Origin of the sequence: Mesorhizobium sp. M0698, assembly GCF_040320455.1 — a bacterium.
In the GTDB taxonomy this organism is placed as follows: Bacteria; Pseudomonadota; Alphaproteobacteria; order Rhizobiales; family Rhizobiaceae; genus Mesorhizobium.
Genome location: NZ_JAMYPQ010000004.1, coordinates 305,642 through 319,224 on the forward strand (window position 1 = coordinate 305,642; position 13,583 = coordinate 319,224).

Genomic DNA, 13,583 nt, shown 5'->3' on the forward strand with positions numbered 1-13,583 from the left:
AATAATTTCATTGTCAGGCAAATCCGACGAGCCCAAACAAACGGTTAACGTCGCGTAAAATCGTCTTGACAATTCCAGAATTCGGCCGGATTTTATGAAAAAAATTTCACTCTCTTGAAAGAGGGCAATGACCGGCCAATCCGGACCGGCGTTGAAAAAGGGGAAAGCCGATGTCCGACCTGCAACAGCGCGTGGAAGCGTTGTACCGTTCCGACGTGCGTGGATCCATGCTCCTGATCGTCTGCCTGTGGGCGACGATCCTCTTTGTCCTGTTCATGACATGGCCATACGTCCCCGACGCCGGCATCAAGCTCGTCGTCGCGGTCGCCGCCGCCGCCGTGCTGATCTTCAACACGGCCGCGATCCTGGCGATGGTCAACCACTACAAGGAAGACAAGGACTTCATCTACGGCCTCGACATCAAGAACGCCGACGCCTACCGCAACCGCAAGTCCTGAGGGGAGACGCATGGCCCGCTATACACCGCCCGAACAGAGCAAGGCCGGACAGGTTTTCGATATCGCCGTCGTCGTGGTCGCGATTTTCGTCGCGCTGTGGCTGCCGCTGAAACTAGGGCTGGCAGGGGCGGCAAAATCCATCGACGCGCTTGACGCCAAGACGTGGGAAGCGCTCGGACAAAACCCGACCATGGCCTCGATCTGGGAAAAGCTCGGCTACACGCCGGAAACCGCGCACGACATCATCCAGAACCGGTTCCACTACATCATCGACTGGCCGACGCTGATCATCATGGCGGCGGTGCTGATCGGCTATTTCATCTTTCTGTTCCGCGCATCGGACCGCGAATACCGCGACGTCATCGACGAAAAGTTCGGCGACAAATAGATAGGGAAGCATCGTCATGTGGGTGGCACTCTCTTACGCATGCTGGGGCATCTCGATCGTGCTCGCGCTGTGGATGCTCTACGACTGGTTCAAGATCGACACGACCTATTCCGAAGAGATGCTGACCTCGTCCAGGGAAGGCGAACTTGAAGCCGTGTCCGAAAAACACCGGATCTGAGTGGGGGATTGAACGATGACGATCACGGCTGAACCAGCGGTGCAAGTGCAAGGCGACAGGGTTTCACTGCTCAGGGTGCTCGGCCCCGCCCATGTCTGGGCGCTCGGTGTCGGCATCGTTCTGGTCGGCGAATTCACCGGCTGGAATTTCGCGGCGGACAAGGGCGGCGCGCTGGCGGCGCTGATCGTCTGCTGGATCGTCGGGCTGCTCTACACGTCGGTCGCGATGATCGATTCCGAAGTTACCTCGACGGTTGCCGCCGCCGGCGGCCAATATGCCCAGGCCAAGCACATTGTCGGGCCGCTGATGGCCTTCAACGTCGCGCTGTTCCTGGTCTTTGCCTACACCATGCTCGAAGTGTCGGACGCGATCCTGCTCGGCGACACCATCGTCGCCAAGGCTGGCGTCGAGGGCCTCAACCACAATTCCTTCATCGCCGCGACCATCGTCGTGCTGGCATGGCTGAACTATCGCGGCGTGCTGATGACGCTCAACGTCAACTTCGTCATCACCGCCATCGCCTATGTCTCGATCGTCATCCTGTTCTTCTCGGTCAGCCCGTGGACGCAAGGCGCCGTGCTCAAGCTCAACGAGTTGGTGACCCCGGGCAACGCCCTGCCCTATGGCTGGATCGGCGTCATCGCCGCCTTCCAGTTCGGCATCTGGTACTATCTCGGCATCGAGGGCACCACGCAGGCGGCCGAGGAAGTGCGCTCGCCGGCGCGCTCGCTGCCCTACGGCACGATGGCCGGCATGATCACGCTTCTGATCGCGGCCGCCATGACCTGGTATGTCTGCGCCTCTCTGATGCCCTGGGAATATCTCGGCATCACCTACTATCCGCTGTGGGACGCAGGCAAACTGACCGGCAGTGCGCTGCTGGAAAACCTGTTGTTCATCGCGACGCTGCTTGCCGCGCTCGCCTCCGCCAATGGCTGCATCAACGACGCCGCGCGCGCCTGGTTTTCGCTCGGCCGCGACCGCTATCTGCCGACCTGGTTCTCGGCGGTGCATCCGAAATACCGCACGCCCTATCGCTCGATCCTGTTTCTGCTGCCGATCGCGCTCGCCTTCGCCTTCATCGCCGACCTCAACCAGGCGATCACCTTCTCGATCCTGTCGGGCGTGCTGCAATACACCTTCATGAGCATCAACATCATCATGTTCAGGAAAAAGTGGCCGCTCGGCTCGATCCGCCGCGGCTACACCCATCCGTTCCATCCGCTGCCGGCGATCGTCTTGTTCTGCCTTTGCGTCGTCACTTTCTTTGCGATCTTCCTCGGCTTTGGTTCGCAGCTGATCGCCATGGTCGCTTTCTACTTCCTGATCTCGCTGTGGTTCCACTTCTACCGCTACAAATTCGTGCGCCGTGGTGCCCAGTTCACCATGCCGTGGCCGAAGCCGCAGGGCTACTGACAGGAGTAAAGGAGGCTCACCCCAAAACGCAGCGCAATCGCATATGGGAAAGTGCCCCCTCACCCGGATTGCCAACCGAATTGCGAAGGGCAATTCGGGGCAATCCGACCTCTCCCCGAGGGGAGAGGAGATCGCCGGCGTTGATGCCAGCCTCTTCTCCCCAACGGGGAGAAGGTGGCCGCCCACGGGTCTTGCCTCCGGCAAGCCCGAGGACAGGCTCCGCGGCCGGATGAGGGGGACTTCCTATACAAGAGCCCTGCCCCAGAATGGGGCGCGCCTGTGCATGATGAGATGTCTGAAATGATCTCAGCGTCACTCGCCGGGGCGGTTGCCCTGGCTCTCGTCCTCCATATAGCCTGGCTTGCGCGGGCCAGCCGCACCAAGGCTTCGACCGGGCTTGCCGCCGACGAAGCCGGCGTCCGCGCCGTCATCCCCGACGCGGCCAACGTCTCGGACGGCACTGCCGGCGTGGTCACCTTCGCCGGCTCGTGGAACGGCCGGCGGGTGCAGGTGCGGACCATCGTCGACACGCTGGCGATCAGGAAGCTGCCGGCGCGCTGGCTGAGCGTTTCGATCACCGAAAAGGTCGCGATACCAGGCACTTTCGATATGATGATGCGGCCGGGATCGCCGACGACCTTTTCCAATTTCGATCATCTCGACCATACGCTGCCGAAGGCGGCGGGATTTCCGGCCGAGGCGGTGCTGCGGAGCGACCGCAAGGGCGTGCGCTTCCCCGAAACCGTCATCGCCGGCCACCTCGATATCTTTGCTGAGGAGCGCGCCAAGGAATTGTTGATCACGCCGAACGGCGTGCGCATCGTCTGGCTTCTGGCCGAGGCCGAGCGGGCGCGCTACGGCGTATTCCGGCAAGCCGAATTCGGCACGGTCAGGCTCGATCCGGTGCTGATCGAGAGGCTGCTGTCGTCGGCTTCGGCGCTGCGCGATGCCATCAATCAAAGCGAACGGCAAGCGGCATGACCAGCCAGATCACCACCTCCCCCGCACCACCGAGCCCCTATCTGGTTCTGGGCGCTGCGATTGTCTTGCCGGCGAGCGGGCATGTCGTGCTCGGCGTGCCGGTGCGCGGCCTGCAATTCCTGTTCTTCATGGTGATCCTCGCCTGGGTCACCGCCAAGATCGCGCCGCCAGACGCCAGCTTCGTCGGACGCCATGCCGGCGGCTTCCTGATCTATGCCCTGTCGATCCTGGATGCCTACAAGATCGCCCGCATCCGCTATGCCAAATGGGTTCACAATGGCGGCCAGCGCAGCGATAGTGCGGCCGGCGGCGCCTCAGCCGAAATATAACGACAGGAAAATTTTTTTCATACCAATTGAATTCTCGGGACTCATTCGATACATCTCGGAGGGAACAAACTCGCGGAGGCTGACATGTGCGGAATCGTCGGACTGTTTTTGAAGGACAAGTCGCTCGAGCCCCAGCTTGGCGCGATGCTGTCGGAGATGCTGATCTCGCTCAGCGATCGCGGTCCCGACAGCGCCGGCATCGCCATCTATGGCGCGCCCTCCAGTGAAGCCAAGATCACCATCCAGTCGGCCAAGCCGGAGCGCGATTTCCGCGGCCTCGACGCCGAACTCGCCAAGGCAATCGGCGCGCCGGTGAGCATTGCTGCGAAGTCGACGCATGCGGTGGTCCGGACGACGCCTGCCAAGATCGACGAAGCGCGCGAGGCGATCCAGACGCTGCGCCCCGACATCCGCATCATGGGCGCCGGCGACGTCGTCGAAATCTACAAGGAAGTCGGCTTGCCCGAAGCGGTCGTCGACCGTTTCGGCGTCCGCGAGATGACCGGCACCCACGGCATCGGCCATACCCGCATGGCGACCGAATCGGCGGTGACGACGATGGGCGCGCATCCGTTCTCGACCGGCGCCGACCAGTGCCTGGTGCATAATGGCTCGCTGTCCAACCACAACAATGTCCGCCGCGAGCTGATCCGCGAAGGCATGACATTCGAGACCGAGAACGACACCGAGGTCGCTGCCGCCTATCTCTCCTCGCAGATGGCGCATGGCAAGAATCTGGGCGAGGCGCTGGAAGGCACGCTGAGCGATCTCGACGGCTTTTTCACCTTCGTCGTCGGCACCAAGAACGGCTTCGGCGTGGTGCGCGATCCGATCGCCTGCAAGCCCGCCGTAATGGCCGAAACCGACCAGTATGTCGCCTTCGGCTCGGAATATCGTGCGCTCACCAAACTGCCCGGCATAGACAATGCGAAGGTCTGGGAACCCGAGCCCGCAACCGTCTATTTCTGGGAGCATTGAACCAATGCCGGCAAGCAATGCCTTCAATACGGGCAACCTCTCCAAGGCCGCGCGCGAGCTGGGCCAGGCATCGCGGGTCTTCGACCTGGCCGAAATGTCGCTGCGCGAGCTCAACCAGGCGCTGCACGATCTGGCGCCCGGTTCGAACGAGACCGCCTGGGAGGTGCTCCACCCGCGAGGCAGCCATTCGGTCGCTGTCGGCGTCGACCAGCCGGTCGCCATCGATGTGCGCGGCAGCGTCGGCTATTATTGCGGCGGCATGAACGACGGCGGCACCATCACCGTGCATGGCTCGGCCGGGCCCGGCGTCGGCGAGAACATGATGTCCGGCCAGATCGTCGTCAAAGGCGATGCCAGCCAGTACGCCGGCGCCACCGGCCGGGGCGGGTTGCTCGTCATCGAAGGCAACGCGTCGTCGCGCTGCGGCATCTCGATGAAAGGCATCGACATCGTCGTCCATGGCAATATCGGCCACATGTCGGCCTTCATGGCGCAGTCCGGCAACCTCGTGGTGCTAGGCGACGCCGGCGATGCGCTCGGCGATTCCATTTACGAGGCGCGGCTTTTCGTGCGCGGCAAGGTCGAAAGCCTCGGCGCCGACTGCATCGCCAAGGAGATGCGGCCCGAGCATCTCGAATTGCTGCAAGGCTTGCTCGACCGCGCCGGCGTGACCGGCGTCAAGGCGGCGGAGTTCAAGCGCTACGGCTCGGCTCGTACCCTCTACAATTTCAATATCGACAACGCCGACGCGTATTGAGGCTCAATGACCTATCGCAACCCGCCGACGACGCCGCGCAAATCCGCGACCTTCGACGACTACACGCTTTCCGAGATCCGCCGCGCCGCGGCGACCGGCATCTATGACATCCGCGGCGCCGGCGCCAAGCGCAAGCTGCCGCATTTCGACGACCTTCTGTTCCTCGGTGCTTCGATCTCGCGCTATCCGCTCGAAGGCTATCGCGAGCGCTGCGACACCAGCGTCGTGCTCGGCTCGCGCTATGCGAAAAAACCGATCGAATTGAAAATCCCGATCACCATTGCCGGCATGAGCTTCGGCTCGCTGTCCGGCCCGGCGAAGGAAGCGCTCGGCCGTGGCGCGACGCTGTCGGGCACCTCGACGACCACCGGCGACGGCGGCATGACCGAGGAAGAGCGCGGCCATTCGAAGACGCTGGTCTACCAGTATCTGCCGTCGCGCTACGGCATGAACCCGCGCGATCTGCGCCGTGCCGACGCGATCGAGGTTGTCGTCGGCCAGGGCGCCAAGCCAGGCGGCGGCGGCATGCTGCTCGGCCAGAAGATCTCCGACCGCGTCGCCGAAATGCGCACGCTGCCGAAAGGCATCGACCAGCGCTCGGCCTCGCGCCACCCCGACTGGACCGGGCCGGACGACCTCGAGATCAAGATCCTCGAACTGCGCGAAATCACCGACTGGGAAAAGCCGATCTACGTCAAGGTCGGCGGCGCGCGGCCCTATTACGATACCGCGCTTGCGGTGAAATCGGGCGCCGATGTCGTCGTCGTCGACGGCATGCAGGGCGGCACTGCGGCGACCCAGGAAGTGTTCATTGAAAATGTCGGCCAGCCGACGCTTGCCTGTATCAGGCCGGCGGTGCAGGCGCTGCAGGATCTCGGCATGCACCGCAAGGTGCAGCTGATCGTCTCAGGCGGCATACGCAACGGGGCCGACGTCGCCAAGGCGCTGGCGCTGGGCGTCGACGCGGTGTCGATCGGCACGGCAGCGCTTGTCGCGCTCGGCGACAACGACCCGCGCTGGGAGGCGGAATACAACGAGCTCGGCACCACCGCCGGCGCCTATGACGACTGGCACGAGGGTCGCGACCCGGCCGGCATCACCACGCAGGATCCCGAGCTAATGAAACGGGTCGATCCGATTGCGGCCGGACGGCGGCTGGCGAATTATCTTAAGGTGATGACACTTGAGGCTCAGACAATCGCACGCGCCTGCGGCAAGAACAGCCTGCACAATCTCGAGCCCGAGGATCTTGTCGCCTTGACGATCGAAGCCGCCGCCATGGCCGGCGTGCCGCTGGCCGGCACCAACTGGATACCGGGCAAGAACGGCTTCTAAAACAAACCAAATGCCAGTAAGCGAGGAACTATAATGGGGAACGATCTCGCCGCCTTCGCCAAGGAGAAGGGCGTCAAATATTTCATGATATCCTACACCGACCTGTTCGGTGGGCAACGCGCCAAGCTGGTGCCGGCGCAGGCGATCGCCGACATGCAGCGGGACGGTGCCGGCTTTGCCGGCTTTGCCACCTGGCTCGACCTGACGCCGGCGCATCCCGACATGCTGGCGGTGCCGGATCCGGCCTCGGTGATCCAGTTGCCTTGGAAGCCGGAGGTCGCCTGGGTCGCCGCCAACTGCATCATGGACGACAAATCGGTCGAGCAGGCGCCGCGCAACACGCTGAAGCGGTTGATCGCGGAGGCGGCCGGCGACGGCATGCACATCAAGACCGGCGTCGAGGCCGAATTCTTCCTGATCTCGCCGGATGGCAAGACGATTTCCGACGAATACGACACGGCGTCGAAGCCCTGCTACGACCAGCAGGCGGTGATGCGCCGCTACGATGTGATCGCCGAGATCTGCGACCACATGCTGGCGCTCGGCTGGGGCGCCTACCAGAACGACCACGAGGACGCCAACGGCCAGTTCGAGATGAACTGGGCCTTCGACGATGCGCTGGCGACCGCCGACAAGCATTCCTTCTTCAAATTCATGGTGAAATCGGTCGCCGAAAAGCACGGCCTGCGCGCAACCTTCATGCCTAAACCCTTCCAGGGCCTGACCGGCAATGGCTGCCATGCGCATATCTCGGTGTGGGACAAAGACGGCAAGACCAATGTCTTTGCCGATAATGCGATGGAGCTCGGCCTGTCGGCCAAGGGCAGGAATTTCCTCGGCGGCATCATGAAACATGCGTCCGCGCTTGCCGCCATCACCAACCCGACGGTCAATTCCTACAAGCGCATCAACGCACCGCGCACCATCTCCGGCGCCACCTGGGCGCCGAACACGGTGACCTGGACGGGCAACAACCGCACCCACATGGTGCGCGTACCCGGCCCCGGCCGCTTCGAGCTGCGCCTGCCCGACGGCGCGGCGAACCCGTATCTGCTGCAGGCGGTGATCATCGCCGCCGGGCTCGACGGTATCCGCTCGAAGGCCGATCCCGGCCGGCGCTACGACATCGACATGTACCAGTTCGGCCATACGGTCGAAGGGGCGCCGAAGCTGCCGCTCAACCTGCTCGACGCATTGCGCGAGTTCGACAACGACAAATCGCTCAAGGCGGCGCTGGGTGAGGAATTCTCGTCGGCCTATCTAAAGCTCAAGCAGCAGGAATGGAATTCCTATGCTTCCCACTTCACCCAGTGGGAGCGCGACCACACGCTCGACATCTGATCCGGAATTGTTGCACGCCGGCGCGAAACAGGTTCATGAAATACTCGATCTTCTCCCTCGCCCGGGCGGCATTTTCCGGCCATAAGAACTGGCAGCGCACTTGGCGCGACGCCAGCCCAAAGAGCCACTACGACGTGGTGATCATCGGCGGCGGCGGCCATGGCCTGGCGACGGCATGGTTCCTCGCCAGCGAATACGGCATCAGGAATGTCGCCGTGCTGGAAAAGGGCTGGATCGGCTCCGGCAATGCCGGCCGCAACACCACCATCATCCGCTCCAATTACGGGCTGCCCGGCAATACCGGCTTCTACGAGCTGTCGATGAAGCTGTGGGAGCGGATGGAGCAGGACCTAAACTACAACACCATGGTCAGCCAGCGCGGCGTCATCAACCTCTACCATTCCGACGCGCAGCGCGACGCCTATGCGCGGCGCGGCAACACCATGCGCATCAACGGCATCGATGCCGAACTGCTCGATCTGGCGGCGGTCAGGAAGATGATGCCGTTCCTGAACTTCGACGATGCGCGCTTTCCAGTGCAAGGCGGGCTTTTGCAGCGGCGCGGCGGCACGGCGCGCCACGACGCCGTGGTCTGGGGCTATGCGCATGCGGCGAGTGCGCTCGGCGTCGACATCATCCAGAACTGCGAGGTGACCGGCTTTGTCCGCGATGGAAGCGGCAAGGTGACCGGCGTCGAGACGAGCCGCGGCAGGATCGGCGCGGCCAAGGTCGGCATGGCGGTCGCCGGCTCCTCGTCGCGCGTCGCGGCGATGGCCGGCATGCGGCTGCCGATCGAAAGCCATGTGCTGCAGGCCTTCGTCTCCGAGGCGATCAAGCCGCTGATCCCCAATGTCATGACGTTCGGCGCCGGCCATTTCTACGTCAGCCAGTCCGACAAGGGCGGCCTGGTCTTCGGCGGCGATATAGACGGCTACAATTCCTACGCCCAGCGCGGCAATCTGCCTGTCATGGAAGACGTCTGCGAAGGCGGCATGGCGCTGATGCCGATGATCGGCCGGATACGGCTTCTGCGTCAGTGGGGCGGCATCATGGACATGTCGATGGACGGCTCGCCGATCATCGACAAAACACCGGTCGACGGGCTCTATCTCAACGCCGGCTGGTGCTATGGCGGCTTCAAGGCGACGCCCGGCTCCGGCCTGGTCTTTGCTCATCTGCTGGCGCGCGACGAGCCGCACAAGGAGGCTGCCCGCTTTCGTCTCGACCGCTTCCGGCGAGGTGCGATGATCGACGAAAAGGGCCAGGGCGCCCAACCGAACCTGCATTGAAGGCTGGCTGAAGAAGCATGCGCATTGTCTGTCCCTTCTGCGGCGAACGCGAACTCGGCGAGTTCACCTATCTGGGCGACGCCAAGCCGACGCGTCCGGCGGCCGGCGCCACCGAAGACGAGGTCTTCGACTACGTCTATCTGCGCGACAACATCGCCGGGCCGATGAGCGAATACTGGTACCATGGCGGCGGCTGCCGGGCCTGGCTGAAGGTCGCCCGCAACACGCTGACGCATGAGATTTCCTCCGTTCAGCCGGCTGCGGGCGTTGGTGCCGCCAAGGTTGGCGCCTGATGGTTGGCCCTGCGCAGACACACCGGCTGGAGAGCGGCGGTCTCATCGATCGCGCCGCGCCGCTGGCCTTCCGCTTCGACGGCAAGAGCTTTGCCGGCTTCCAAGGCGACACGCTGGCCTCGGCGCTGATCGCCAATGGCGTCAAGCTGGTCGGCCGCTCTTTCAAATACCATCGACCGCGCGGCATCCTGACCGCTGGATCCGAAGAGCCCAACGCGCTGGTCGAACTGCGCAGCGGAGCGCGGCGCGAGCCGAACACCAAGGCGACCACGGCCGAACTCTATGACGGGCTCGAAGCCGCCAGCCAGAACCGCTGGCCGTCGCTGCGCCACGATCTGATGGCGGTCAATCAGCTGTTCGCGCCGATCTTCGTCGCCGGCTTCTACTACAAGACCTTCATGTGGCCGGCGAAATTCTGGGAAACGATCTACGAGCCAACGATTCGCCGCGCCGCCGGCCTCGGCCGCGCTGCAGGCGTCGCCGATCCCGACCATTACGACAAGGCGTGGGCGCATTGCGACGTGCTGATTGCCGGGTCCGGCCCGGCCGGGCTGGCTGCGGCATTGGCGGCTGGGCGCGGCGGCGCCCGCGTCATCCTGTGCGAGGAAGATTTTGCGCTTGGCGGCCGCCTGCTCGCCGACGGCGGCATGATCGACGGCGCGCCGGCGGCCGAATGGATTACGCGCACGCTGGCCGAACTCGCCGCACTGCCCGATGTCCGCATCATGACCCGCACGACATTGTTCGGCGTCTATGATGGCGGCACCTATGGCGCGATCGAGCGGGTCAACGACCACCTGCCCTCGCCGCCCGAGCACCAGGTGCGCCAGCGGCTGTGGCGGATCGTGGCGAAGCGCTCAATTGTTGCCGCTGGCGCCATCGAGCGGCCGATCGTCTTTGCCGGTAACGACACGCCGGGCGTGATGATGGCTTCGGCTATGCGGACTTATGTCGCGCGCTACGCGGTTACCCCTGCCAAGAGGATCGCGCTGTTCACCAACAATGAGGATGGCTGGCGCACGGTCGAGACCGCGCTTGGCGCCGGTTTGCAGATCGCGGCGGTCGTCGATGCGCGCCCGGACGTCTCCGCCGCGCATCGCGCGCTTGCCGCCAAAGGCGGCTTTGCCGTGCTCAACGGCTCGGTCAGCGGGGTCGAAGGCGGCAAGGACGGGCTCCGGAAAATCGTGGTGGCGCTGACCGGCGGCGCACGGGCGGAAGTCGAAGTCGACGGGCTTGCCGTGTCCGGCGGCTGGAATCCGGCGGTCGGGCTGACCTCCTATCATCGCGGCCGGCCGAAATGGCAGGACGATATCGCAGCCTTCGTACCGGATGGTGCGCCGCCCGGCATGGTGGCCGTCGGCGCCGCCAACGGCGCCTTCGGGCTGGGCGACTGCCTGCGCCAGGGCTTTGCCGCGGGTGCTGCGGCAGCGCAGGGTGCTGGACGCAGCGGCAATGCCGGCACATCGCCGGTCGCCGACAGCGAGGCGTTTTCGCTGACGCCGCTTTGGTATGTGGCCGGCAAAGGGAAAGCCTTCGTCGATTACCAGCATGACGTGACCGCGTCCGATATCGAACTGGCGCAGCGCGAAGGTTTCGAATCGGTCGAGCATCTCAAGCGCTATACGACGCTCGGCATGGCCACCGACCAGGGCAAGACCTCGAACGTCGCCGGTCTCGCCATCATGGCGGCAATCAGCGGCAAATCGATCCCCGAAACCGGCACGACGATCTACCGCCCGCCCTATGTGCCGGTCGCCATCGGCGCCTTCGCCGGCCATCATCGCGACGAAGACTTCCATGCGACGAGGCTGACGCCGTCGCATCACTGGGCAGCCGAACAGGGCGCGGTGTTCGTCGACACCGGCCTGTGGAAGCGGGCGCAATGGTATCCGCGCGCCGGCGAAAAGGACTGGCTGGAATCGGTCACCCGCGAGGTCAAGGCGGTGCGCTCCGGCGTCGGCTTCTGCGATGTCTCGACGCTCGGCAAGATCGACGTGCACGGCCCGGATGCCGGCGCCTTTCTCGACCGCGTCTACATCAACACCTTCTCCAGTCTCGCCGTCGGCAAAGCCCGCTACGGGCTGATGCTGCGCGAGGACGGCATCGTCTATGACGACGGCACGACGTCGCGGCTGGCCGAGGATCATTATTTCCTGACCACCACCACCGCCAAGGCCGGGCTGGTGATGCAGCATCTCGAATTCTGCCGGCAGGTGCTGTTCCCGGAATTCGACGTGCAGTTGACCTCGGTCTCCGACCAGTGGGCGCAATTCTCGATCGCCGGGCCGAAGACCCGGGACCTGCTTCGGGAAATGGTCGATCCGGCGGAGGATTTGTCGAACGAAGGCTTTCCCTTCATGGGGGCGCGGGAAGTTGCGCTTCGCGGTGGCATCAAGGCGCGGCTGTTCCGCATCTCGTTTTCGGGCGAAATGGCGTTCGAGATTTCGGTTCCCGCCCGCTATGGCGAGGCGCTGGTGCGCAATTTGATGCTGGCCGGCAAGCCGTTCGGCGTTACGCCCTACGGTACCGAGGCGCTCGGCGTCATGCGCATCGAAAAGGGCCATGTCGCCGGACCGGAGCTGAACGGCACGACGACGGCCGCCGACCTCGGCCTTGGCAAGATGATGTCGACCAAAAAAGATTTCATCGGCCGCGTCATGGCCGGCCGCGAGGCGCTGATTGCCCCGGACCGGCAGGTCGTCGTCGGCATCAAGCCCGTCGACAAGACGCGCCGCCTGCGCTCCGGCGCGCATATCATTCCGAAGGGCGAGACGCCCGGCCCCGATAACGACCAGGGCTACGTCACCTCGGTCTGCTTCTCGCCCATGCTCGACCAGTGGATCGGGCTGGCGCTTGTTGAGCGTGGCCGCGAGCGCATCGGCGAGATCGTCCATGCGCACGATCCGCTACGCGGCGAAGACTACGACGTCGAGCTGTGCAGCCCGGTCTTATACGATCCGGATGGAGGGCGCCAGCGTGGCTGAGTTTTCCTGGATTGCCCGCAGTCCGCTGGAGAAAGCGCTTGTTGTCGGCGCCTATGGCGCGCGCGGCACGGCGGCCGGCGTATCGCTCACCGAGATCCGCAATTTCGACCTGATCCAGGTGATGGCGCGGCGCGGCAAAGCGGCAGAACTGGCGAAGGCCGCCGAAACCCGCTTCGGCGTTGCCGCCCCGGAAACGCCCAAGGCGACCCGAACTCCCGACGCTAGGCTGATCTGGTCGGGACCGGATCAGTTCCTGGTCCTGTCCAATGGCGGCAAGCACGCGAGCGAACCGCTGAGCCAGGCGTTTGCGCAATCCGCCTCGTTGTCCGACCAGTCGCATGCGCGCGCGCTGATCAGCGTTTCCGGAGAAAAGGCGCGCGCGATGCTGGCCAAACTGTCGTCGCTAGACCTGCACCCCGCGGCGTTCCCGGCCGGCACCGCTGCGGCGACCTCGGTCGATCACACCAGCATCAATCTCTGGCGCGCCAATGACCGGCCGAACGGACAGGCGGTGTTCAATCTTCTGGTGTTCGCCACCTTCGCGGAAAGCCTGTGGCATACGATGCTGGACGCTGCCGCCGAGTATGGCGTCGAGATCGGGCATTCCGAGGAATTGGGGTAGGATTGTGCGCCACCTTCCCTTCTCCCCCTGTGGGAGAAGGTGGCCGAGCGAAGCTCGGTCGGATGAGGGGTGCTCCAGCTTGGCTATGACGGCACTCCGTCCAACACCCCTCAACCGTCTCGGCGCTGCGCGCCGATCCACCTTCTCCCACAAGGAGAGAAGGAAGAGGCGCGCGCGCCGCCTTCACTTGCCAACTCCGGCTCTTCTATCCTATTCTTCCCGCTAAAATAATTT

Annotated in this window: 14 protein-coding genes; all 14 read left to right on the forward strand. The window is 64.1% G+C overall.

The genetic code is table 11. The annotated features are described in order from the left end of the window. The first annotated feature begins 170 nt into the window (after positions 1 to 170). The 14 genes from NKI16_RS11820 to NKI16_RS11885 all read left to right on the forward strand — a co-directional run bounded on the left by NKI16_RS11820 (position 171) and on the right by NKI16_RS11885 (position 13,349). Positions 171 to 458, forward strand: coding sequence for a hypothetical protein (locus NKI16_RS11820; RefSeq protein ID WP_023673993.1), 288 nt, complete (start codon positions 171 to 173; stop codon positions 456 to 458). 10 nt (positions 459 to 468) lie between these two features. Beyond that, complete coding sequence (locus NKI16_RS11825; RefSeq protein ID WP_023673992.1) at positions 469 to 846, forward strand: hypothetical protein; 378 nt, start codon at positions 469 to 471, stop codon at positions 844 to 846. A 16-nt stretch (positions 847 to 862) separates the two neighbouring features. Then, the gene (locus NKI16_RS11830; protein ID WP_023673991.1) at positions 863 to 1,024 is read left to right on the forward strand and encodes a hypothetical protein; all 162 of its coding nucleotides are present in this window, start codon (positions 863 to 865) and stop codon (positions 1,022 to 1,024) included. A gap of 15 nt (positions 1,025 to 1,039) precedes the next feature. Continuing rightward, positions 1,040 to 2,440 (forward strand): APC family permease, encoded by a 1,401-nt coding sequence (locus NKI16_RS11835; RefSeq protein WP_292653875.1) that lies wholly within the window; start codon positions 1,040 to 1,042, stop codon positions 2,438 to 2,440. A 291-nt stretch (positions 2,441 to 2,731) separates the two neighbouring features. Next, positions 2,732 to 3,421: a hypothetical protein gene (locus NKI16_RS11840; protein WP_031211010.1), complete on the forward strand. Its 690-nt coding sequence runs from the start codon at positions 2,732 to 2,734 to the stop codon at positions 3,419 to 3,421. Continuing rightward, positions 3,418 to 3,750, forward strand: coding sequence for a hypothetical protein (locus NKI16_RS11845; protein ID WP_023673987.1), 333 nt, complete (start codon positions 3,418 to 3,420; stop codon positions 3,748 to 3,750). The genes NKI16_RS11840 and NKI16_RS11845 overlap by 4 nt, the downstream gene beginning before the upstream one ends. 84 nt (positions 3,751 to 3,834) lie before the next feature. Then, positions 3,835 to 4,728: a class II glutamine amidotransferase gene (locus tag NKI16_RS11850; protein WP_023673986.1), complete on the forward strand. Its 894-nt coding sequence runs from the start codon at positions 3,835 to 3,837 to the stop codon at positions 4,726 to 4,728. 94 nt (positions 4,729 to 4,822) lie between these two features. Continuing rightward, positions 4,823 to 5,485: a GltB/FmdC/FwdC-like GXGXG domain-containing protein gene (locus NKI16_RS11855; RefSeq protein ID WP_245274607.1), complete on the forward strand. Its 663-nt coding sequence runs from the start codon at positions 4,823 to 4,825 to the stop codon at positions 5,483 to 5,485. Between the two features lie 6 nt (positions 5,486 to 5,491). Next, entirely contained in the window at positions 5,492 to 6,820 is a 1,329-nt protein-coding gene (locus tag NKI16_RS11860; RefSeq protein ID WP_023673984.1) for an FMN-binding glutamate synthase family protein, read from the forward strand. Positions 6,821 to 6,853: 33 nt separating this feature from the next. After that, positions 6,854 to 8,161, forward strand: a complete 1,308-nt coding sequence (gene glnT, locus NKI16_RS11865; protein WP_352634393.1) for a type III glutamate--ammonia ligase — start codon at positions 6,854 to 6,856, stop codon at positions 8,159 to 8,161. Between the two features lie 35 nt (positions 8,162 to 8,196). Beyond that, positions 8,197 to 9,450 carry a sarcosine oxidase subunit beta family protein gene (locus tag NKI16_RS11870; RefSeq protein WP_023673982.1) on the forward strand — a complete coding sequence of 418 codons (1,254 nt, stop codon included), beginning with the start codon at positions 8,197 to 8,199 and terminating at the stop codon, positions 9,448 to 9,450. Positions 9,451 to 9,467: 17 nt separating this feature from the next. Beyond that, positions 9,468 to 9,743, forward strand: a complete 276-nt coding sequence (locus tag NKI16_RS11875) for a sarcosine oxidase subunit delta (RefSeq protein ID WP_352839607.1) — start codon at positions 9,468 to 9,470, stop codon at positions 9,741 to 9,743. After that, positions 9,743 to 12,727: a sarcosine oxidase subunit alpha gene (locus NKI16_RS11880; RefSeq protein WP_352569360.1), complete on the forward strand. Its 2,985-nt coding sequence runs from the start codon at positions 9,743 to 9,745 to the stop codon at positions 12,725 to 12,727. Before NKI16_RS11875 ends, NKI16_RS11880 begins: the two co-directional genes overlap by 1 nt. Next, the gene (locus tag NKI16_RS11885; protein WP_352569359.1) at positions 12,720 to 13,349 is read left to right on the forward strand and encodes a sarcosine oxidase subunit gamma; all 630 of its coding nucleotides are present in this window, start codon (positions 12,720 to 12,722) and stop codon (positions 13,347 to 13,349) included. Before NKI16_RS11880 ends, NKI16_RS11885 begins: the two co-directional genes overlap by 8 nt. Positions 13,350 to 13,583 lie beyond the last annotated feature (234 nt).